Origin of the sequence: Paraburkholderia lebeckiae (assembly GCF_014201005.1) — a bacterium.
Lineage (GTDB): Bacteria > Pseudomonadota > Gammaproteobacteria > Burkholderiales > Burkholderiaceae > Paraburkholderia > Paraburkholderia tuberum.
Window position 1 is genome coordinate 474,591 of record NZ_JACHDK010000001.1, and the last position, 20,312, is coordinate 494,902.

A 20,312-nucleotide genomic window follows, 5' to 3' on the forward strand; every position below is an offset into this window, starting at 1 on the left:
CGCAATTAGGTGCTTTGCTCAATGTCGACAGGCGCGCGCGACGGCGCCACCCATTTCGACAGCGACGTCTGCACGCCCGACGATTTCACGCGCATGCGTCCCGCGATCGAAGCGATTGGGCGGGACGTGCGCGCGGAGGTGATCGTCAGATCGACGTTGGTGGAGTCGTCGAATGTGGCGTCGCAGGCGCCTTGACCGTCAGGACGTCAAACCGGCCACAACGGCCCTTCCTGCATCGCGCCGATCTGCTCGCGCATCTCGAGGATGCGATCTTCCCAGTAGCGCTGCGTGTTGAACCACGGAAACGCGGCCGGAAACGCCGGATCGTTCCAGCGGCGCGCGAGCCATGCCTGATAGTGAATCAGCCGCAACGTGCGCAGCGCTTCGATCAGATACAGCTCGCGCGGCTCGAATTCGCAGAAATCCTCGTACCCGGCGAGCAGATCGGTCAGCGCGCGCGACGCCTCCGCACGCTCGCCCGGCAGCAGCAGCCATAGATCCTGAATCGCGGGCCCCATGCGGCTGTCGTCGAAATCGACGAAATGCGGGCCCGCGTCGGTCCACAGCACGTTGCTCGGATGACAGTCGCCGTGCAGACGCAGCCCGCGAATCTCGCCAGCCCGCTCGAACGCGCACGCGACGCCTTCGAGCGCGAGATTCACGACGGTTTCCCACGCGGTGCGCAGATCGTCGGGAACGAAACGGTGCGCGAGCAGGAAGTCGCGCGGCTCGTAGCCGAACGTGTCGATGTTTAGCGTGGGACGTTCTACGTAGTCCTGGGTCTGCCCGATCGCATGAATGCGTCCGATGAAACGCCCCAGCCATTCCAGCGTGTCGCGCCGGTCGAGATCCGGCGCGCGACCGCCGCGTCGCTCGAAGACCGAGAAGCGGAAGCCGTCGAAGCTATGCAGCGTCCGGCCATCGAGCACGCGCGCGGGCACGGCTGGGATCTCGCGCGCGGCGAGTTCGGCGACGAACGCGTGCTCTTCGAGAATCGCCGCGTCGCTCCAGCGCTCGGGGCGATAGAACTTCGCGACCACGGGCGGACCGTCTTCGACGCCGACCTGATACACGCGATTTTCGTAGCTGTTGAGCGGCAGCAGACGGCCGTCGGTACGCACGCCGGTCGTAGCGAGCACGCCGTCGATCGCGTCGAGCACGGTTTCCGGCGTGAGCCGCGCGAATGGCACGGCGCCATCGGCGCCGGCCTCGGGATAGGAATTGTCGGGAATGGTGTCGTTCATGCCCCGCATTGTGCGCCGCGCCGCGGGTAAAGACGAGGGCGGCGACTCACAATGCGTGCGTGGCATCGCTAGAAATACGGGCTGATCTGGGACGCGCCGTGAATCGACGCGCGCATCGGCCCACGGCGATACTGGCGAGCCGGTTTCACCTTACAGCATCACTACAGCCCGCACCTGCGTGTCACGCAACGGCAATGAGCAACCGGTAAGTCTCTCGTTCAATGCGTCTGCGCGCCGGCCGGACGTATCAGGTCGCCGGTATCGATCAGATCTTCGAGGAAAAAGGGTTCGGTATTGAGTTGCTGCGAGGCGCCGGGCTCGCCGGCGTACCACGCCACCATCGCCATGTCGCCAAGAATGCGCATGACGATTCCGCGCGCGCCTTGCGGCACGGCGATATGTACCGATCGGACAATGGAACCGACTTCCATGATAATTCCCCGCTTCCCTTAGCCGGCTTTATGATTTCACGCCGGTCGAGGTGATGATAAAAACGCCGCTTCGCATTTGACGTTGCGTGCGCACTTAATCTGTCCTGTCGCGCGCATGGCGCGTGAAGGTTCGAGTCATTGTTCCCGCTTTGCGGGGCTTTGGGAAGGCGAATAGAAGGCTTTCACCAGTCGTTTCGCCCTATTCCCATTACGCTGCGCACGGCCGATGATCTCGGCGTCAGACGTCGTAATGCAGACCATCATAAACCCTGCGGGGGGAGACATCAAAAACGTGCACGGCCAGAACGATCTGCCAGTTGCGGGCGCCGCGCAGCTTCGCACCGGCCTTCGCGCCGAGGTGCGCGCCTGCGTTTGCGATCCGCGCGGCGCGGTCGCCGCTCATTTCATCCGTCTGCGCTAGTCATGTGGATCGTTCGTCTCGCGCTACGGCGCCCCTATACGTTCGTCGTGCTGGCGCTGCTGTTGCTGATCGTCGGACCGTTGACCATTCTGCGCACGCCCACCGACATCTTTCCGAACATCGATATTCCGGTGCTCTCGGTCATCTGGTCGTATAACGGCCTGCCCGCCGACGAAATGGAGCGGCGCATCGCGCTGAACTACGAGCGCGGCTTGTCGGTGGCGGTCAACGATATCGAACACACGGAATCGACATCGCTGAACGGCATCACCGTCATCAAGATCTTTTTCCAGCCGGGCGCGAATATCGACGAAGCGCTCGCCGAGGTCACCGCGCTGTCGCAATCACAAGTGCGCTCGCTGCCGCCCGGCATCACGCCGCCGTTCATCCTGCGCTACAACGCGTCGACGGTGCCGATCTTGCGGCTCGCGTTGTCGTCCGCGTCGCTGACCGAGCAGGAACTCTACGACTTCGGCAATAACTTCCTGAAGACGCAACTCGCCACCGTTCCGGGCGCATCCGCGCCGCTGCCGTATGGCGGCAAGCAGCGGCAGATCATGGTCGACATCGATTCGCGCAAGCTGCAGGAGCGCAATCTGTCGCCAATCGACGTGGTCAACGCAGTCTCCGCGCAAAATCTGATCCTGCCCTCGGGTACCGCGAAAATCGGCTCGACCGAGTACTCGGTGGAAATGAACGGCAGCCCCGATTCCCTCGCGGGGCTCAACAACATTCCGATTCGCACCACGGCAAACGGCACCATCTATATCCGCGACGTCGCGCACGTGCGCGACGGCTACCAGCCACAGACCAACATCGTGCGCGTGAACGGCCAGCGCGCCGCACTGCTGACGATCAATAAAAGCGGCAACGCGTCCACGCTCGATATCGTCGACCGCATCAAGACGATGATGCCGACGCTGCGCAATCTGGTGCCGCCGTCGCTGAATATCGACCCCGTCGCCGACCAATCGCTGTTCGTGCGTGCATCCGTGCAGGGCGTATTGCGTGAAGCGCTGATCGCCGCGTGCCTGACGGGCCTGATGATTCTGCTGTTCCTCGGCAACTGGCGCGCGACGCTGATCATCGCGGTATCGATTCCGTTGTCGATGATCACGTCGATCATCGCGTTGTCCGCGCTCGGTCAGACGATCAACATCATGACGCTCGGCGGGCTCGCGCTCGCGGTCGGGATTCTCGTCGACGATGCGACCGTCGCGATCGAAAACATCAGCCATCAGCTCGAACAGGGCAAGACGCTAGAACAGGCGATTCTCGACGGCGCGCATCAGATCGCGATTCCGACGCTGGTGTCGACGCTGTCGATCTGTATCGTGTTCGTGCCGATGTTTCTGCTCACCGGTGTCGCGCACTATCTGTTCATTCCGCTTGCCGAAGCGGTGGTGTTCGCGATGCTCGCGTCGTACTTCTTCTCGCGTACGCTCGTGCCGACGCTCGCGAAGTATCTGCTGCGCTATCACCACAAGCCCGCGGATTTACATCACGCGCCGGTGCAAACGCGCAATCCGTTCATGCGCATGCACTACGCGTTCGAGCGCGGTTTCTCGCGTTTGCGCGAGCGTTACCGCGTGTTTCTCGAAGCGCGTGTCGCGCGACCGGGACTGTTCGTCACGCTGTTTCTCGCGTGCTGTTGCGCTTCGTTGCTGTTGCTGCCGTTTATCGGCCGCGACTTTTTCCCCGCCGTCGATGCCGGCACGATCGCGCTGCACATGCGCGCGAAAACCGGCATGCGCGTCGAGGAAACCGCGGTGCTGACCGATCGTGTCGATGCGCGCATCCGTCAGCTGATTCCGGCCGGCGAACTACATTCGATCATCGACAACATCGGTCTGCCGGTGTCGGGCATCAACCTTTCGTACAGCAACACGGGCACGATCGGCACATCCGACTCGGACATCCTGATCACGCTGAACCCGGATCATCATCCGAGTGCCGGCTATGTGCGCAAATTGCGGCGCACGCTCAGCGACGAATTCCCCGGCGTGCAGTTCGCGTTTCTGCCTGCCGATATCGTCAGTCAGACGCTCAATTTCGGCATGCCGTCGCCGATCGATATCCAGATCGTCGGCCGTGAGGTTGCAGCCAATCGCGCGTTCGCCGCGAACCTGCTGCACCGTCTGCGCACGGTGCCGGGTCTCGCCGATGCGCGCATCCAGCAGCCCGCCGATCTGCCGCGGATCTTCATCGACGTCGATCGCACGCGCGCGCAGCAAGCGGGTTTTTCGCAGCGCGATATCGCGAGCAATCTGTTGATCACGCTGTCGGGCAGCCAACAGACCACGCCGACGTTCTGGCTCAATCCGCGCAATGGCGTCAGCTACAACGTGATCACGGAAGCGCCGCAATACACGATCGATTCGCTGCAATCGCTCGCGAATATTCCGCTCAACGCCAACGGCCGCAGCAACATTCTCGGCTCGCTCGCGACGATGCGCCGCGAAGCCGGCAACGCGGTGCTGACGCACTACAACGCGCAGACCACGATCGACATCTACGGCACCGCCGACGGCCGCGATCTCGGCGGTGTGTCCGACGACATCCGCAAGATCATCGACGCATCGAAAACCGAGCTGCCGAAGAGCTCGACGATCGAACTGCGCGGCCAGGTGCAAACGATGAACGCGTCATTCTCGGGCCTGCTCGCCGGTCTGCTGTTCGCGGTGCTGCTCGTGTATCTGCTGATCGTCGTCAACTTCCAGTCGTGGCTCGATCCGTTCATCATCATCACGGCGCTGCCGGGTGCGCTCGCGGGCATCGTGTGGATGCTGTTCCTCACACACACCACGCTGTCGATTCCTGCCCTCACCGGCGCGATCATGTGTATCGGCATCGCGACCGCGAACTCGATTCTGGTGATCAGCTTCGCGCGCGAACAGTTGCTGCTGCACGGCGACGCGACGCGCGCTGCGATCGAAGCGGGCTTCACACGTTTGCGCCCGGTGCTGATGACCGCGCTCGCAATGGTGATCGGCATGGTGCCGTTGGCGATCGGGCTCGGCGAAGGCGGCGAGCAGAACGCGCCGCTCGGACGCGCGGTGATCGGCGGGCTCGCGCTCGGCACGCTGGCCACGTTGATCTTCGTACCGGTCGTGTTCTCGATGATCTATCGACGGCTCGCGGCGCGGCATCAGCGTGCCGCGGAACATGTGGTGCAGAACCCATGAACGTCCAGCACGCGATGACCGTACAAGCCGGCACGCGCACCGTGCGATGCCACGGCATAAGAGGCAGCATCGACTGCCCATGCAATTTCGAAGGGGAAGTTTGATGGATGCACAACGTCCCGGCGGCTCAGGTTCAGGCTCTGGTTCCGGTGGCCACACCGCGCATGACCCCGCGAAAGCGCGACGCGCGCGCCTGATCATGATCGCCGCCGCCGTCGCCGTGCTCGCGCTCGCCGCGCAAGGCATCTGGTCGCGCCACGATGCGCATGCGGCGCTCGAACGCGATGCCGAGCACGCGAGCCAGATGAGCGTCGAAGTCGTGCAGCCGCAGAAGTCGTCGGCCGGGCTCGATCTCGTGTTGCCCGGCAATGTGCAGGCCTTTCTCGATACGCCGATCTATGCGCGCACCAACGGCTATCTGAAGAAGTGGTACGCCGACATCGGCGCCCGCGTGAAGAGCGGCCAGCTGCTCGCGGAAATCGACACCCCCGAAGTCGACGACCAGTTGCGCGCCGCCCGCGCCGACCTCGCGAACGCCGAAGCGAATTACGCGCTCGCGAAGAGCACAGCTGATCGCTGGACAGATATGTTCAGCAGCAAGTCGGTGTCGAAGCAGGAGACCGACGAAAAAGTCGGCGACATGCTCGCGAAAAAAGCCACGCTCGACGCCGCGCGTTTCAACGTCGCGCGACTCGAAAAGACGCAGTCGTTCCAGAAGGTCTATGCGCCGTTCGACGGCACCGTGACCGCGCGCAACGTCGACGTCGGCGCGCTGATCGACGCGGGCAGCTCGGGTGGTCCCGCGAAGGAGCTGTTTCATGTCGCCCAGGCGGACCGCCTGCGCGTCTACGTGAACGTGCCGCAGGCATACGCGCAGCAGGTTCACGCGCAGCAGAGCGCGTTTCTGACGCTGACCGAGACGCCGTCGCGGCACTACCCGGGCACGGTCGCGCGCACCGCCGGCGCGGTCGATCCGCAGCAGCGCACGATGCTCGTCGAAGTCGACGTCGACAATCGCAGCGGCGAGCTGTTGCCGGGCGCGTACGCGCAGGTGCATTTCGCGCTCGACGCGGGCACGGCGCCGTTCACGCTGCCGGGCAACGCATTGCTGTTCCGCCCCGACGGCGTCAAGGTCGCGACCGTCGATCCGCAGCACAAGGTGAAGCTGCTGCCGGTATCGCTCGGCACGGACTTCGGCACGCGCGTCGCGATCGTGTCGGGTTTGCAGGGCAACGAGCAGGTGATTCTGAATCCGCAGGATTCGATCGTCGATGGCGCGCCGGTGCGGATCGTGCCGCGCAAGGCGGAAAGCGGTGCGGCTTCGGAGGGCGCGGCTGGGGCGGCGGGTGCAACCGGCGCGGCGGCCAGCTCGCCGGCGGCGCAAGGCGGCGCGCGGCCGGCCGCGAGGACGTGATCATGAAGAGGTCGGTTTGGCGGCGCGTGGTTGCGTCATTGGCTTGGTTCGCGGCTGGGTCGGCGAGCGTTTCCGTTCGCGCCTCGGCAGTTGCGCTGAGCCTCGCCGGCGCGCTCGGCGCCTGCACCGTCGGCCCCGACTACGTGAAGCCCGCCGCCGTCACGCCCGCGACCTGGCGCGAACTCGAGGGCACCGGCTGGAAGCCGGCGCAACCGGCCGACACGCTCACGCGCGGCGCGTGGTGGCGCATCTACGGCGACGCATCGCTCGATGCGCTCGAACCGCAGGTCGCGAGCGCGAACCAGGACGTACAGGCCGCCGAAGCGCGCTTTCGCGCGGCGCGCGCGACCGTCGCGCAATATCGCTCGCAATTCTTCCCGGTGCTCACCGCGGGCGCCCAGTATTCGCGCACGCGGACCTCGGAGAACGTGCTGCATAAATCGACCGCCGGTCTCACGCTGAACGACTATCTGGTGCGGGCCGACGCGTCGTGGGAGCCGGATCTGTGGGGCCGCGTGTCGCGCAGCGTCGAAGGCGCGAAGGCCGGCGCGCAGGCGAGCGCCGCCGACGTCGACGCCGCGCTGCTGTCGATGCAGGCCGAGCTCGCCACCGATTATTTCGAGCTGCGCGGACTCGATCAGGAGAGTCAACTGCTCGACGACACGATCAAGGCCTACCAGCAGGCGCTCGAACTGACGCAGCATCGCTACGCCGGTGGCATCGCGACCGACGCCGATGTCGCGCAGGCACAAGCACAGCTGAAGACGACCCAGGCGCAGGCGCTCGACCTCGGCGTGCAGCGCGCGCAGCTCGAACATGCGATAGCGATCCTGATCGGCCAGCCGCCTTCTACTTTCACTTTGCCGGTCGCACCGCTCGTCGCGATGCCGGTAGTCGCGGCGACCGGCGTGCCGTCCGGCTTACTCGAACGGCGTCCCGATATCGCGGCGGCGGAGCGGCACGTCGCCGCGATGAACGCGCAGATCGGCGTGGCCACCGCGGCGTTTTTCCCGAACCTCGTGCTGGCCGTGACGGGCGGGCTCGAAGCGACCAATTACAGCCAGTGGCTGCTCGCGCCGAGCCGGCTATGGTCGCTCGGGCCGACGCTCGCGGGCACGCTGCTCGACTTCGGCGGCCGCGCGGCGGTCAAGGAGCAGGCGCGCGCGCATTACGACGAAAGCGTCGCGCAATATCGGCAGACGGTGCTGAACGCGTTCGGCCAGGTCGAGGACAATCTCGCCGCGCTGCGCGTGCTCGAACAGGAAGCCGCTGCGCAGGACGACGCGGTCGCGGCCGCGCGGCGCGCGCTCGCGGTCGTGTCGGACCGCTACCGGAACGGCGCGATCACCTATCTCGACGTGGTCGTCGCGCAGACGACCGCGCTGACCAACGAGCGCAACGCGGTCGCGATCGCGCGCCGCCGGATGGCCGCGAGCGTCGCGCTGGTGAAGGCGCTCGGCGGCGGCTGGGATACGTCGGCACTGCCGGGCGACGACGCGCTCGTGCATCCGTCGACGGCGACTTCGGGGGCGACGCGGGCGCAGGCGCCGGGCAGTGAAGCCGGGGCGCACGGCTAGCGCCGGGAGATAGGCGCGCGACGTACTGCGAATGGAGCGCTGCGGGCGCACCGCGGCGTCGCGGTCTAGCGCCCGCCGCTCCGATAGCACGCCGCGTTGCCCGCGACGCCGGCTTGAAACGCGTTTTCAGCGTATCCTTAACACTTTTGCGCGTTTCCGTGTGACCCAAGGAGTTTTGTTGTGACCCTGCCGCCGCAATCCCAGCGGACTGCATCTGCCGTTCCCTCCCGCGGCGCAGCTTCAGCTGCTTGCGCAAGCACCACCACCGTGTCGGACATCCCTTATCTCGAACGCGGCTCGCGCGCGTACTGGCGTGCCAGCCTCGCGCTGCTGTTCGCCGGCTACGCGACGTTCTCACTGCTCTACTGCGTGCAGCCGCTGCTGCCGTCGTTTTCCGAAGCGTTCAACGTGACGCCGGCGCAAAGCAGTCTGTCGTTGTCACTCTCCACTGCCGCGCTCGCGCTCGCGATCTTCGTCGCCGGTTTCGTCTCCGAGGGTCGGAGCCGGCACAAGCTAATGACGCTGTCGCTGACGGTGTCCTCGGTGCTGACGATTGGCGTATCGGTCGCGCCGCACTGGCACCAGTTGCTCGTGCTGCGTACGCTCGAAGGGCTCGCGCTCGGCGGCGTGCCGGCCGTCGCGATGGCTTATCTCGCCGAGGAAGTGCATCCCGACGGCCTCGGCCTCGCAATGGGCCTGTACGTCGGCGGCACGGCGATCGGCGGCATGGCCGGGCGGGTCATCACCGGCGTGGTCGCGGATCTGTTTTCGTGGCGCGTCGCGATCGGCACGATCGGCGTGCTCGGCCTGCTGTCGATGCTCGCGTTCCGCGCGCTGCTGCCACCGTCGCGCCATTTCGTGCCGCGCCGCGGGCTCGGCTTCGCGCATCACCGCACGCTGCTGTTGCGACAGTTCACGCGACCGGGTCTGCCGCTGCTGTTCCTGCTCGGCTTCGTGCTGATGGGCAGCTTCGTCACGCTGTACAACTACATCGGCTACCGGCTGCTCGCGCCGCCGTATCGGTTGAATCAGACGGAGATCGGCGCGATTTTCATCGTCTATCTGGTTGGCGTGGTCGCGTCGCCATGGTCCGGGCGCATGGCCGACACGTTCGGCCGCGCGCGCGTGCTGATCGGGAGCCTGCTGCTGATGGTGTTCGGCCTCGCGCTGACGATGCTGCATCCGCTCGCGGCGATCGCGACCGGGATCGCCTGCGTGACGTTCGGGTTCTTTGCCGGGCATTCGGTCGCGAGCGGCTGGGTCGGGCGTCTGGCGAAAGACGCGAAAGGCCAGGCCGCTGCGCTGTATCTGCTCGCGTACTACATCGGCTCGAGCCTGGTCGGTTCGTATGGCGGCCATGTTTGGGCCGGTCATGGCTGGAACGGTGTCGTCGGGCTAGTCGGTGCGCTGCTCGTGATCGGCTTGATCGCGGCGAGCCGCCTGCGCGGGCGCGAATAGCCCCGGCGCATCGGTCGCGTTGCGCGGTGCAGGCACCGCGAGCCGGCCGCAATCAGCCAACCCAAATGGATCGGCGGCAAAACGAAAGCCTTGCGTAAGCGAACGTTTGCTATTTTCCGCCGCGTTTTGTTGCACCGCGCCAATCGCCGCAGGCCGCGCCGCGCCTGGGTTCAGCAGCTTACGAATAAGCGCCGACGCGCCAGCTTGCGCCGTCGCGCCGCTCCATCGGTCTCCTATACTCGATTCGTGCAATGGGGCTGCATGATTTCGAAGCCGCGGCCTCTGCTGGAACGACATATCAACCATCCTGCATGGGAGGAGACGAAGATGACCTACTTTACGATCGCCGATTTCATCCTGGTCATTCCGATGGCGTTGGCGGGCGCGCTATTCGTCGGCGCGCTGCCCTGCAAGACCGAGTTGCGACACAACGGGCTGCGTGTGCTGGGCGCGCTGATCGGTGTGATGTGCGCGGTGGCGCTGGTCGAGGGTCTGCCGGCGCTCGTTTAGCGGCGCGGCGAAATACCTGCAGAAAAGCCGCACGCTGAGCGTGCGGCTTCGTTTTGCCCTTGTGTCCGTCCGCCTGTTGCGCGGACGGCTCCTCACGCGATCAGATCGCCTGATCGGTCGACGGCTTTTCCCACAGATTGATCCCGCCTTCGGTCGCATAGCGATCGATTTCGGCGAGTTCGTCAGCCGAGAATGCGAGGTTCTTCAGCGCGCCGACGTTCTCGCGCACCTGCTCCGCGCGGCTGGCGCCGATCAGCACCGACGTCACGCGTGGATCGCGCAACGCCCACGCGAGCGCCATCTGCGCGAGGCTTTGACCACGGCGCTGCGCGATGTCGTTGAGCTTCCGGACGTGCTCGATGTTCTGCGGGCTCAGATGCTCGTCTTTCAGCGAACCGCCGCCCGGCTTGTTGACGCGCGCATCGGCCGGCACGCCGTTCAGATACTTGCCGGTCAACAATCCCTGCGCGAGCGGCGTGAACGCGATCGTGCCCGCGCCGACTTCGTCGAGCGTATCGAGCAGGTCGTGTTCGATCCAGCGGTTCAGCATGTTGTACGACGGCTGATGGATCAGCAGCGGCACCTTGTATTCGCCGAGCAGCTTCGCCATTTCGCGCGTCTTCGCCGACGAGTACGACGAGATGCCGATGTACAGCGCCTTGCCCTGCTGCACCGCGCTAGCGAGCGCGCCCGCGGTTTCCTCGAGCGGCGTATGCGCGTCGAAGCGATGCGAATAGAAGATGTCGACGTAATCGAGGCCCATGCGCTTCAGGCTCTGATCGAGACTCGCAAGCACATATTTGCGCGAGCCGCCGCCCTGGCCGTACGGACCGGGCCACATATCCCAACCGGCCTTCGACGAAATCAGCAACTCGTCGCGATACGGCTTGAAATCGTCCGTGAACAGACGGCCGAAATTGGTTTCCGCGCTGCCGTACGGCGGGCCGTAGTTGTTCGCCAGATCGAAGTGCGTGATGCCGAGGTCGAAGGCCGTGCGCAGGATGTCACGCTGCGTCGAGATCGGCGTGGTGTCGCCGAAGTTGTGCCACAGGCCGAGCGACAGCGCCGGCAGTTTGAGACCCGACTTGCCGCAGACGCGGTATTGCATGTCCGAATAGCGTTCTGAAGCTGCTTCGTAAGCCATTGCTAGTGTCCTTGTCGATGAGATCGCCCGAGGATGGCGGGCGTGAGGATTCGCGCGTTGCGGTAGGCGTGCTGCTGGGAAAATTTGTTGTTGTGGCGTCGCCGCGGTGCGGCCGGACCGACCGCTATGTTAGCCAATCGACGCGGCGCTTGCAGCGCAACCAGTATGCGCGATGGACGAGCACGCACGCCTCACCTACACTCTGGCCGGTTCAGGTTGATGGGAGGTGCAGATGACGAAAGCGATTTCGATCGCGCTGATTGTCGGCGGTATCGTGCTGCTGTATTTCGGCGGGCAGGCATTCAATTCGGTGAGCAGCGACGTGTCGCGCTTCTTTACCGGCTCGCCGAGCAACAAGGCGATCGTGCTGATCGTCGCGGGCGTGGTGGCGACACTCGCCGGGCTGACGGGAATCGCGATGTCGGGGCGCAAGCGCTGAACGTCGGCGCAAGGCCCGCGACCACGATAATCTAGAACGCGATCTCGGGCTTCGCGGCCGAGCGCGTGCCGGGCAGCGGAACATTGCTTGCGCCGTGATAGGTGAACACGAGCGAGAACTTCACCTCATCGCTGAGATTCTTGCCGGCCGAGTGCAGCGTGTTGCAGTGAAAGAACACCACGTCGCCGGTCTTCAGCTCGGGCGACACCGCCCTGCGGATCGCGGCCTCGTTCTCGGCGAGATCCGCGCGGAAAAACTTCGCTTCGTCGAAACGGTCCGATGTGAACGCGGCGCCGTGCGATTGCGGCACGAACCACAGCGCGCCGTTATCGACGGTTTCCGGGCCGACAGCGAGCCACACCGACACCAGATCGTCGCGCTCGAACGACCAGTAGCGCACGTCGCGATGCCAGCCGGTCAGGCTGCCGTACGCGGGGTGCTTGGTCATCATGCAGTTGTGATGCGCGCGCGACAGACGCGGCTCCTCGCCAAAATACAGCTCCATCCAGCCACGGATTTCGGACGCGGTCGCCCATTGCGCGAACGCGGGGTGACGACCGTACGCGTCGAGCAGGCGCCGCACCGTATGTCCGCCCGGAGCATCCTTCGATGACGGCGCGCCCGGATACTGCAAATCAGCTTCGAATTCGATCGGCGCCGCCACTTCCTGCAGCTGCCGCTGCGCGATCCGCTTCAACTCGTCGCAACGCTCGGGCGACACGAGTCCTGGCACGACGACAAAACCCTGCTCCCGCAACGTTTGAATCTGCTCTTTCTTCGAATGGAGTGACATGGCGTTCCGTTACCGTCGACTAACTGATGTTCGATTGTAAAACGGGCGCGATCGGGATGCGTTGGTTCACCGCGAGAGGCCCCTGCGTCCTGCTGATCTTTTGCGCCGCTCGCCTTCGCTTTTCGCGGCGCGCCAATGCACCGGTTTCAGGCGCGCGGCGCGCCCGCACCGCACATTCGCTGGGCAAACGCGCACGCAAATCGCCCGTAAAGGGTGACTGCGAACTGGCATCCGCGACGATTCGATCCGCGAAGAAATCCAGTCTCGCGGGTAATAACCGACTTTCTGACGTCACGATTCCCGTGTAGCCTGCTCGCATGTCAATCGTCGCTTACGCAGTTTTCTGTTGTGCGCAGGCCGTCAGGGCCCGTGCCGTCGGTTTCTCCGCGTTGTACCTTCGCTGCGCTGTGCGCCGTGTTTCGCGTCGCGATCTCCCGCGCCACGACCCGCACCGAATTTCCCGCTTTCAGGCCGTTCATCGCAACCCAGTCATTGGCACATATGGTGCTGTTTGTCCGTGCACATCCGGTGCACGCGCCGACGTGCGGTTCATTGCCTAAATGTGAAGCCATGCATACTCTTTTGAGCACCCGTCTTACCCGCGCCGCGCTGAAAGCGGCGCGTCCCGCGCGCCGCCATATGATGCGAGCGCTGCGCCATCATGCCGCGCGCACCCGCGCGCTCGGCGAGCAGTGGCGCGACGCGAAGGCCGTCGACGGCTTTCGCACCTGGTTCCATACGTTCTTCTCGGCGCTACGCCAGCAGAGCGGCACGCGCCGTCTGTCGCTGCGCACGCTGCTGCGCAAACCGACACCGTTGCGCCTCGCGGTCGCGAAACGCGCGCCGGCGGTGCCCACGCCTGCGAGCCGCCGACCGCGTCGCCTGTCGACGAGCAGCAGCGGGTGGTTCGCGTTTGCGTTTGCGAGCCGGTGAGATTGCTGGGCCGGTGAGTTGCAGTTGCGCGTTGAGTGGCTAGACCGCTGATCTGCTGACCGGGTGGGCGTTCACCGCTGGCCTGACTTCGAGCGCCGCAAGACTTCGAGCGCGCCGCCTCGACGACGTGCTTCGCGCGGCGGCTTCGCTACTCCATCGATCGACAAAGAAAACCCCGCCGGCTCACGCCGGCGGGGTTTGTTTGCTTTCAAGCGGCGATCGGCTCGCGCTTATTCGGCAAGCGCCGCGACCGGCTCAGTGCCTGCCGCTTCGGCGAGTGCGAGCGCCTTGTCGGTGGCTTCCCACGTGAATTCCGGCTCTTCGCGGCCGAAGTGACCATACGCCGCGCTCTTCTCGTAGACCGGGCGCAGCAGGTCGAGCATCTGGATGATGCCCTTCGGACGCAGGTCGAAATGCTGACGCACGAGTTCCGTGATCGTCGCATCCGACACGCGGCCGGTGCCGAACGTGTTGACCATCACCGAGGTCGGCTGGGCGACGCCGATCGCGTACGACACCTGGATCAGGCAGCGCGACGCGAGGCCCGCGGCCACGATGTTCTTGGCGACGTAACGGCCGGCGTACGCTGCCGAGCGGTCCACCTTCGACGGATCCTTGCCCGAGAATGCGCCGCCGCCGTGCGGCGCCGCGCCGCCGTACGTATCGACGATGATCTTGCGGCCCGTCAGACCGCAATCGCCCTGCGGACCGCCGATCACGAAACGACCGGTCGGGTTCACGAGGAACTTGATGTCGCCCTTGATCAGCTCGGCCGGCAGCGTCGGCTTGATCACCTCCTCGATCACCGCTTCGCGCAGCGTGTCGAGATCGATGTCCGGCGAATGCTGGGTGGACAGTACGACGGTGTCGATCGAATGCGGCTTGCCGTCGACGTAGCGCACGGTGACCTGCGACTTGGCATCCGGACGCAGCCAGGGCAGACGGCCGTCGCGGCGCAGATTCGCCTGACGCTCGACGAGGCGGTGCGACAGGTGGATCGGCAGCGGCATCAGTTCCGGCGTTTCCTCGCACGCGTAACCGAACATCAGGCCCTGGTCGCCCGCGCCTTGATCGAGGTTGTTGTCGTGCGCGCGGTCCACGCCCTGGGCGATGTCCGGCGACTGCTTGTCGTAGGCGACGAGCACCGCGCAGCCGCGGTAGTCGATGCCGTAGTCGGTGTTGTCGTAGCCGATGCGCTTGATCGTGTTGCGCGCGATCTGGATGTAGTCGACGTTCGCGGTGGTGGTGATTTCACCGGCCAGCACGACGAGACCCGTGTTGCACAGCGTTTCGGCCGCGACACGCGAGTACTTGTCTTGAGCGAGGATGGCGTCGAGGATCGCGTCCGAGATCTGGTCCGCGACTTTGTCGGGATGGCCTTCGGAAACGGATTCGGAAGTGAAGAAATAGTCATTTGCCACGTTGCAGACTCCTGTTAGTGGTTACGGTTGCGTTCCACGTAGCCGACTTCGGGAGTCTGAAGCGGCGACGCTTTAGCGGATTACCTGACCGATGGACGCAAAACCCATGGAACCCATGGACCGCACCCGCCGGCTTCGCCCCGCAAGTTGTCTATTAACTCGGCGAAGCACTTATTATAGCGACTTCCCTTGAATGTCACAGAGTCGAAACGAGTGCGGTATCACGTCTATTTTTCCGCTTTCCACAATTTCGCCCCTTGCGGCGCCGCGCGCCTGGAGGCTGCATGCTGAGCCGCTACGGTGCGAAGCTCGCGATCGGGCTGCTCAAACTCTTTGCGCTGTTGCCTTATGGATTCGTCGCCCGTCTCGGTGACGGGCTCGGCTGGCTGCTCTACCAGATCCCGAGCCGTCGCAAGCGCATCGTTCATACGAATCTGAAGCTGTGCTTCCCCGACTGGAGCGACGAGCGCCGGGGGGACGTCGCGCAAAAACACTTCCGTCATGCCATCCGCAGCTATCTCGAGCGCAGCGTGCAGTGGTTCGGCTCGGCGAAGAGGCTCGAAATGCTGATCCAGCTCGACAGCGCGATCGACCTGACGGACCCGAACCTGCCGCCCACATTGTTTCTCGGCTTTCATTTTGTCGGCATCGAGGCCGGTTCGATTTTTCTGAACTACTCGCTGAAGCGCCAGTGCGGCTCCCTCTATCAGCCGATGTCGAATCAGCAGCTCGAGGAAGTCGCGAAAGCAGCGCGCGCGCGTTTCGGCGCGGACATGGCGAGCCGCGCGGACAGCGCGCGCGTCGTGCTGCGCTGGCTGCGCGAACGCAAACCGGTGATGCTCGGCGCGGACATGGACTACGGCGCGCGCAATTCGACGTTCGTGCCGTTCTTCGGCGTGCCGACCTGCACGCTGACCGCGGTCGGCCGTCTCGCGAAGGTCGGGCACGCGCAGGTCGTACCGTTCATCGGCGAGGTGCTGCCGAACTACAAGGGCTACCGGCTCAGGGTCTTCAAGCCTTGGGACGACTATCCGACCGGCGACGATGACGCTGATGCGCGACGCATGAACGAGTTTCTCGAAGAGCAGATTCCGCTGATGCCCGAGCAGTATTACTGGGTGCACAAGCGGTTCAAGACACGCCCGCCGGGGGTGCCGGGGGTGTATTGAAGGTGGGGCTGGGCTCCTTGCCTGCCGTACCGTTTCCGATGTGCCAACGTGTATCATCTGCAATTGGCCGAGCACGGCTCCAATGGGTGATTCACCCAACAGCCGGTGAGGCCGGGATTTTCGGCTCCGCCCGTACGCGCGAAGCCCTACGCAGCAACGGATACACGGAAAACGTGAAGCTCAAATTCACCAAAATGCACGGCGCGGGCAACGACTTCGTCGTACTCGACGGCTATACCCAACCGGTTGATCTAACCACGGCGCAGGTGCGCGCGTTGGCGAACCGCCATTTCGGCGTCGGCGCCGACCAGTTGCTGCTGGTCGAAAAGCCGACCGTCGAAGGCGTTGATTTCAGATATCGCATCTTCAATTGCGACGGCGGCGAGGTCGAACACTGCGGCAACGGCGCGCGCTGCTTCGTCAAGTTCGTGCGCGAGCGCGGTCTCACCGACCAACGCAGCGTGCGCGTGCAGGTCCAGAAAGGCACGATCACGCTGACGATGCAGGACAACGGCGAAGTGATCGTCGACATGGGCACGCCCGTGTTCGATCCCGAACTCGTGCCGTTCGCGACCAAGGGTCTGCAAGGCCGCCGCGAAGGCGCGGATACGCTCTGGCCGCTCGACGTGAACGGCACGACGCGCTGGATGTCGGTGGTGTCGATGGGCAATCCGCACGCCGTGCAGGTCGTCGACGATGCCGAGGTGTTCCCGGTGCTCGTCGAAGGTCCGGCCATCGAGCGGCACACGCGCTTCCCGCAGCGGGTCAACGCGGGCTTCATGCAGATCGTCAACCGCAACGAGATCAGGCTGCGCGTCTACGAACGCGGCGCGGGCGAAACGCTCGCGTGCGGCACCGGCGCGTGCGCGGCGGTCGCGGCCGGCATCCGGCGCGGGCTGCTGGATTCGCCGGTGCTCATACATACGCACGGCGGCGATCTGACCATCACGTGGGACAGCGCGCACCCAGGCGCGCCGCTGCTGATGGCCGGCCCCGCAGCCACCGTCTTCGAAGGGGAGATCGAGTTGGCCGAAGAGGCGTCGAGCGCCTCGTTGGACTCGTCGCAGCACAATCCGTCCAGCCCGGCCGACATGGCGCCCTCCGTCTAACTCATTGACCGACGCGCCGCCGTGAGGCGGCCATCCCGTAGTCCTCTAGCCGAAACCATGAACGAACGCGAAGTCGCCGAATACCTGCTCGCCAATCCCGAATTCTTCGTCGAACACGCGGAAACGCTCGCGACGATCCGGCTCGCGAACCCGCACGGCAAAGCCGCGGTGTCACTGCAGGAGCGGCAGATGGAGATGCTGCGCGACAAGAACAAGCATCTGGAGCGGCGTCTTGCCGAACTGCTGCGCTACGGTCACGAGAACGACAGCATTGCGTCGAAATTCAACCGCTGGACCATCCGTGTGATGGCCGAGCGCGATCCCTACGCGCTGCCGCGCACGATCGCCGGCGGTCTGCGCGACATCTTCGACGTGCCGCAAGCGGCACTGCGCGTGTGGGACGTCGCCGAGCCGTATGCGCAGGCGGACTTCGCGCGCCACGTCAGCGAGGAAGTGCGCATTTTCGCGGGCAGCCTGAGCACGCCGTACTGCGGCGCAAACACCGGCTTCGAGGCCGCGCAATGGCTCGCGCAAGCTGCGGTCGCGCCCAACGGGACGACCAACCCGGCGGCAAGCGCGACAACGAGCGCGACCGACGACCTCGGCGTCGCGTCGAACGGGACGGCGCAGAGCACCGAATCGATCGCGCTGCTCGCGCTGCGCGACCCCGAAGGCGCCGAAGACGCGCCGACGTTCGGCCTGCTCGTGATGGGCTCATCCGACCCGCGGCGCTTCCACGAAGGCATGGCCACCGATTTCCTCACGCAGATCGGCGCGCTCGCGAGCGCCGCGCTGAGCCGGCTGCTGCCGCGCTGAGCCGCGCCACGCAACGTCACCCGTACCGTGACCGCCGCCGACCCGATCGCCGCCTACCTGTCGCATCTCGAGCACGAGCGGCGGCTGTCGGCGCACACGCTGCGCGGCTACACGCATGAGCTCGCGGAACTGAAGCAGCTCGCCAAAGGCCGAGCGCTCGAAAGCCTCACCGCCGTCGACATCCGCGGCGCTGTCGCTCGCGCACATGCGGGCGGTCTCACCGCGCGGTCGATCGGCCATCGGCTGTCGGCATGGCGTGCGTTTTATCGCTGGCTCGCGGGCCACGTCGAGTTGCCGGCCAATCCGGTCGCCGCGGTGCGCGCGCCGAAGCAGGCGAAAACGCTGCCGAAGGCGCTTTCCGTCGACGACACCGCGCGCCTGATGGACAGCCCGCCCGCCGACTCGCCCGAAGGCCTGCGCGATCACGCGATGCTCGAGCTGTTCTACTCGTCGGGCCTGCGCCTCGCCGAACTGGTCGGCCTCGACGTGCGTTTCGCCGACGTCGACGGCTATCGCTCGGCCGGCTGGCTGAAACTCGATTCCGGCGAAGTCGAAGTGCTCGGCAAAGGCAATCGGCGTCGCGTCGTGCCGGTGGGCAGCAAGGCGGCCGTGGCGCTGAACGCATGGCTCGCGGTGCGCGAACCGATGGTCCGCCACGATCCGCATCCGCTGTTCCTGTCGGCGCGTGGCAACCGGCTGTCGCCGAACGTCGTGCGCGAGCGCGTGAAGCGCGCGGCGCTCGCCGCCGGCATTCCGGCCAACGTGCATCCGCACGTGCTGCGCCATTCGTTCGCGACGCACGTGCTGCAGTCGAGCGGCGATCTGCGCGCCGTGCAGGAGCTGCTCGGCCACGCGAGCATCACCGCGACGCAGGTTTATACGGGCCTCGATTTCCAGCACCTCGCCCACGTCTACGACAGCGCGCATCCTCGCGCAAAGAAACGCAACTGATCACGCGACTGACGCCGCGCGCCACGACGCGCCGCCTTCGCTTGCACTTTACCTACACCTGATGAATACCGTTACGCTCAAACCGTCGAAAGAAAAATCGCTGCTGCGCCGCCATCCGTGGGTTTATGCCAATGCGATCGAGCACGTCGACGGCCGCCCCGCGCCCGGCGCGACCGTGCTCGTGCGCGCGCACGATGGCCGCTTTCTCGCCCGCGCCGCCTACAGCCCGCATTCGCAGATCCGCGCGCGCGTCTGGAGCTTCGACGAAGCCGAGCCGATCGATCACGCGTTCTTCAAGCGCCGCGTGCAGCGCGCGTTCGCGCATCGTCAGGCGATGGTGCGCGACACCGGCGCGGTGCGGCTGATCTTCGGCGAGGCGGACGGTCTGCCGGGCCTGATCGTCGATTACTACGTCGCCGAGGACGCGGATCAGCGCAGCCAGATCGTCTGTCAGTTCATGGCGGCCGGCGTCGAAGCGTGGAAGGACGCGATCGTCGCGGCGCTGGTCGGCGCGACCGGCTGCCCGAACGTCTACGAGCGCTCGGACGTGTCGATCCGTCAGAAGGAAGGGCTCGAGCAGATCACCGGCGTGCTCGCCGGCGAGCCGCCTTCCGAGAAGCTGATCGCGAGCGAAAACGGCGTGCGCTATCACGTCGACGTGCGCAACGGCCACAAGACCGGCTTCTATGTCGACCAGCGCGATAACCGCCTGCTCGTGCAGCAGTTCGCGAAAGATCGCGACGTGCTGAACTGCTTCTGCTACACCGGCGGCTTTTCGCTCGCGGCGCTCAAGGGTGGCGCGAAGCGCGTGGTGTCGGTCGATTCGTCGGGGGAAGCGCTCGCGCTCGCGCAGCAGAACGTGGCGGCCAACGGCTTCGACGCCGACCGCGCGAACTGGCTAGACGCCGACGCGTTCAAGACATTGCGGGGCCTCTACGACGAAGGCGAACGCTTCGACCTGATCGTGCTCGATCCGCCGAAATTCGCGCCATCGCGCGAGCACGTGGACCGCGCGGCGCGCGCGTACAAGGACATCAATCTGACGGGCCTGAAGCTGCTGCGCCCGGGCGGTTTGCTGTTCACGTTCTCATGCTCGGGCGCGATCGATCCCGAGCTGTTCCAGAAGATCGTGGCGGGCGCGGCCGCCGACGCACGCGTCGACGCACGCATCCTGAAGCGCCTTGGCGCGGGCGTCGATCATCCGCTGCTCACTGCGTTCCCCGAAGGCGAGTATCTGAAGGGGCTGCTGTTGCAAATCGCCTGATCGCCCTTATTTCCCGGTGATTGCGCGTGTCGG

General features: G+C 65.3%; 20 protein-coding genes. 13 read left to right on the forward strand and 7 right to left on the reverse strand.

Annotation, left to right across the window (positions count from 1 at the left end):
• The first annotated feature begins 21 nt into the window (after positions 1-21).
• Positions 22-195: a hypothetical protein gene (locus HDG39_RS02150; RefSeq protein ID WP_184003241.1), complete on the forward strand. Its 174-nt coding sequence runs from the start codon at positions 22-24 to the stop codon at positions 193-195.
• An 11-nt stretch (positions 196-206) separates the two neighbouring features.
• Here the strand turns inward: HDG39_RS02150 and HDG39_RS02155 are convergent, their stop codons facing one another.
• The 3 genes from HDG39_RS02155 to HDG39_RS02165 form a co-directional block, all read right to left on the reverse strand.
• The gene (locus tag HDG39_RS02155) at positions 207-1,253 is read right to left on the reverse strand and encodes a serine/threonine protein kinase (protein WP_409259143.1); all 1,047 of its coding nucleotides are present in this window, start codon (positions 1,251-1,253) and stop codon (positions 207-209) included.
• A gap of 209 nt (positions 1,254-1,462) precedes the next feature.
• Positions 1,463-1,675 carry a hypothetical protein gene (locus HDG39_RS02160; protein ID WP_018419122.1) on the reverse strand — a complete coding sequence of 71 codons (213 nt, stop codon included), beginning with the start codon at positions 1,673-1,675 and terminating at the stop codon, positions 1,463-1,465.
• A gap of 238 nt (positions 1,676-1,913) precedes the next feature.
• On the reverse strand, positions 1,914-2,078 hold the full coding sequence (locus tag HDG39_RS02165) for a hypothetical protein (protein WP_184002854.1): 165 nt from the start codon (positions 2,076-2,078) through the stop codon (positions 1,914-1,916).
• Positions 2,079-2,098: 20 nt separating this feature from the next.
• Between HDG39_RS02165 and HDG39_RS02170 the strand changes: the two genes are divergently transcribed.
• The 5 genes from HDG39_RS02170 to HDG39_RS02190 all read left to right on the forward strand — a co-directional run bounded on the left by HDG39_RS02170 (position 2,099) and on the right by HDG39_RS02190 (position 10,240).
• A complete protein-coding gene (locus HDG39_RS02170) occupies positions 2,099-5,281 on the forward strand; it encodes an efflux RND transporter permease subunit (RefSeq protein ID WP_184002856.1) in 3,183 nt (1,060 codons plus the stop codon).
• 103 nt (positions 5,282-5,384) lie between these two features.
• A complete protein-coding gene (locus HDG39_RS02175) occupies positions 5,385-6,695 on the forward strand; it encodes an efflux RND transporter periplasmic adaptor subunit (RefSeq protein ID WP_184002858.1) in 1,311 nt (436 codons plus the stop codon).
• Between the two features lie 2 nt (positions 6,696-6,697).
• Entirely contained in the window at positions 6,698-8,272 is a 1,575-nt protein-coding gene (locus HDG39_RS02180) for an efflux transporter outer membrane subunit (protein ID WP_184002860.1), read from the forward strand.
• A gap of 267 nt (positions 8,273-8,539) precedes the next feature.
• Positions 8,540-9,730: an MFS transporter gene (locus tag HDG39_RS02185; protein ID WP_311664832.1), complete on the forward strand. Its 1,191-nt coding sequence runs from the start codon at positions 8,540-8,542 to the stop codon at positions 9,728-9,730.
• 327 nt (positions 9,731-10,057) lie between these two features.
• Positions 10,058-10,240 carry a hypothetical protein gene (locus HDG39_RS02190; protein ID WP_184002864.1) on the forward strand — a complete coding sequence of 61 codons (183 nt, stop codon included), beginning with the start codon at positions 10,058-10,060 and terminating at the stop codon, positions 10,238-10,240.
• Between the two features lie 100 nt (positions 10,241-10,340).
• Here HDG39_RS02190 and mgrA read toward each other — a convergent pair whose 3' ends face one another.
• Positions 10,341-11,384 (reverse strand): L-glyceraldehyde 3-phosphate reductase, encoded by a 1,044-nt coding sequence (gene mgrA, locus HDG39_RS02195; RefSeq protein ID WP_184002866.1) that lies wholly within the window; start codon positions 11,382-11,384, stop codon positions 10,341-10,343.
• A 232-nt stretch (positions 11,385-11,616) separates the two neighbouring features.
• On the opposite strand from mgrA, the gene HDG39_RS02200 reads away from it, so the two are divergent.
• Positions 11,617-11,823 (forward strand): DUF3185 family protein, encoded by a 207-nt coding sequence (locus HDG39_RS02200; protein WP_018419114.1) that lies wholly within the window; start codon positions 11,617-11,619, stop codon positions 11,821-11,823.
• A gap of 31 nt (positions 11,824-11,854) precedes the next feature.
• On the opposite strand, the gene HDG39_RS02205 is transcribed toward HDG39_RS02200, so the two are convergent.
• Positions 11,855-12,616 (reverse strand): phytanoyl-CoA dioxygenase family protein, encoded by a 762-nt coding sequence (locus HDG39_RS02205; RefSeq protein ID WP_184002868.1) that lies wholly within the window; start codon positions 12,614-12,616, stop codon positions 11,855-11,857.
• Positions 12,617-12,936: 320 nt separating this feature from the next.
• A complete protein-coding gene (locus tag HDG39_RS02210; protein ID WP_184002870.1) occupies positions 12,937-13,095 on the reverse strand; it encodes a hypothetical protein in 159 nt (52 codons plus the stop codon).
• Between the two features lie 91 nt (positions 13,096-13,186).
• Here HDG39_RS02210 and HDG39_RS02215 point away from each other — a divergent pair, with 91 nt between their 5' ends.
• A complete protein-coding gene (locus HDG39_RS02215) occupies positions 13,187-13,549 on the forward strand; it encodes a hypothetical protein (protein ID WP_184002872.1) in 363 nt (120 codons plus the stop codon).
• A 230-nt stretch (positions 13,550-13,779) separates the two neighbouring features.
• On the opposite strand, the gene metK is transcribed toward HDG39_RS02215, so the two are convergent.
• Positions 13,780-14,970, reverse strand: a complete 1,191-nt coding sequence (metK, locus tag HDG39_RS02220) for a methionine adenosyltransferase (RefSeq protein ID WP_018419111.1) — start codon at positions 14,968-14,970, stop codon at positions 13,780-13,782.
• A 284-nt stretch (positions 14,971-15,254) separates the two neighbouring features.
• Between metK and HDG39_RS02225 the strand changes: the two genes are divergently transcribed.
• The 5 genes from HDG39_RS02225 (at position 15,255) to HDG39_RS02245 (ending at position 20,279) form a co-directional block, all read left to right on the forward strand.
• Positions 15,255-16,139 carry a lipid A biosynthesis lauroyl acyltransferase gene (locus tag HDG39_RS02225; RefSeq protein WP_184002874.1) on the forward strand — a complete coding sequence of 295 codons (885 nt, stop codon included), beginning with the start codon at positions 15,255-15,257 and terminating at the stop codon, positions 16,137-16,139.
• Positions 16,140-16,312: 173 nt separating this feature from the next.
• The gene (gene dapF / locus HDG39_RS02230; RefSeq protein WP_184002876.1) at positions 16,313-17,248 is read left to right on the forward strand and encodes a diaminopimelate epimerase; all 936 of its coding nucleotides are present in this window, start codon (positions 16,313-16,315) and stop codon (positions 17,246-17,248) included.
• Between the two features lie 57 nt (positions 17,249-17,305).
• The gene (locus HDG39_RS02235) at positions 17,306-18,064 is read left to right on the forward strand and encodes a DUF484 family protein (protein WP_018419108.1); all 759 of its coding nucleotides are present in this window, start codon (positions 17,306-17,308) and stop codon (positions 18,062-18,064) included.
• 27 nt (positions 18,065-18,091) lie between these two features.
• Entirely contained in the window at positions 18,092-19,015 is a 924-nt protein-coding gene (xerC, locus tag HDG39_RS02240; RefSeq protein ID WP_184002878.1) for a tyrosine recombinase XerC, read from the forward strand.
• Between the two features lie 61 nt (positions 19,016-19,076).
• Positions 19,077-20,279 (forward strand): class I SAM-dependent rRNA methyltransferase, encoded by a 1,203-nt coding sequence (locus HDG39_RS02245; protein ID WP_184002880.1) that lies wholly within the window; start codon positions 19,077-19,079, stop codon positions 20,277-20,279.
• Positions 20,280-20,312 lie beyond the last annotated feature (33 nt).

Bases quoted from the DNA above. Each gene is read 5' to 3' on its own strand.
- HDG39_RS02205 (WP_184002868.1), bottom strand. From the start codon at position 12,616: ATGTCACTCCATTCGAAGAAAGAGCAGATTCAAACGTTGCGGGAGCAG.
- HDG39_RS02170 (WP_184002856.1), top strand. From the start codon at position 2,099: ATGTGGATCGTTCGTCTCGCGCTACGGCGCCCCTATACGTTCGTCGTG.
- HDG39_RS02210 (WP_184002870.1), bottom strand. From the start codon at position 13,095: ATGAACGGCCTGAAAGCGGGAAATTCGGTGCGGGTCGTGGCGCGGGAG.
- HDG39_RS02180 (WP_184002860.1), top strand. From the start codon at position 6,698: ATGAAGAGGTCGGTTTGGCGGCGCGTGGTTGCGTCATTGGCTTGGTTC.
- HDG39_RS02175 (WP_184002858.1), top strand. From the start codon at position 5,385: ATGGATGCACAACGTCCCGGCGGCTCAGGTTCAGGCTCTGGTTCCGGT.
- HDG39_RS02165 (WP_184002854.1), bottom strand. From the start codon at position 2,078: ATGAGCGGCGACCGCGCCGCGCGGATCGCAAACGCAGGCGCGCACCTC.
- HDG39_RS02235 (WP_018419108.1), top strand. From the start codon at position 17,306: ATGAACGAACGCGAAGTCGCCGAATACCTGCTCGCCAATCCCGAATTC.
- HDG39_RS02215 (WP_184002872.1), top strand. From the start codon at position 13,187: ATGCATACTCTTTTGAGCACCCGTCTTACCCGCGCCGCGCTGAAAGCG.
- HDG39_RS02155 (WP_409259143.1), bottom strand. From the start codon at position 1,253: ATGCGGGGCATGAACGACACCATTCCCGACAATTCCTATCCCGAGGCC.
- HDG39_RS02200 (WP_018419114.1), top strand. From the start codon at position 11,617: ATGACGAAAGCGATTTCGATCGCGCTGATTGTCGGCGGTATCGTGCTG.
- HDG39_RS02150 (WP_184003241.1), top strand. From the start codon at position 22: ATGTCGACAGGCGCGCGCGACGGCGCCACCCATTTCGACAGCGACGTC.
- HDG39_RS02190 (WP_184002864.1), top strand. From the start codon at position 10,058: ATGACCTACTTTACGATCGCCGATTTCATCCTGGTCATTCCGATGGCG.
- mgrA (WP_184002866.1), bottom strand. From the start codon at position 11,384: ATGGCTTACGAAGCAGCTTCAGAACGCTATTCGGACATGCAATACCGC.
- HDG39_RS02225 (WP_184002874.1), top strand. From the start codon at position 15,255: ATGCTGAGCCGCTACGGTGCGAAGCTCGCGATCGGGCTGCTCAAACTC.
- HDG39_RS02245 (WP_184002880.1), top strand. From the start codon at position 19,077: ATGAATACCGTTACGCTCAAACCGTCGAAAGAAAAATCGCTGCTGCGC.
- HDG39_RS02160 (WP_018419122.1), bottom strand. From the start codon at position 1,675: ATGGAAGTCGGTTCCATTGTCCGATCGGTACATATCGCCGTGCCGCAA.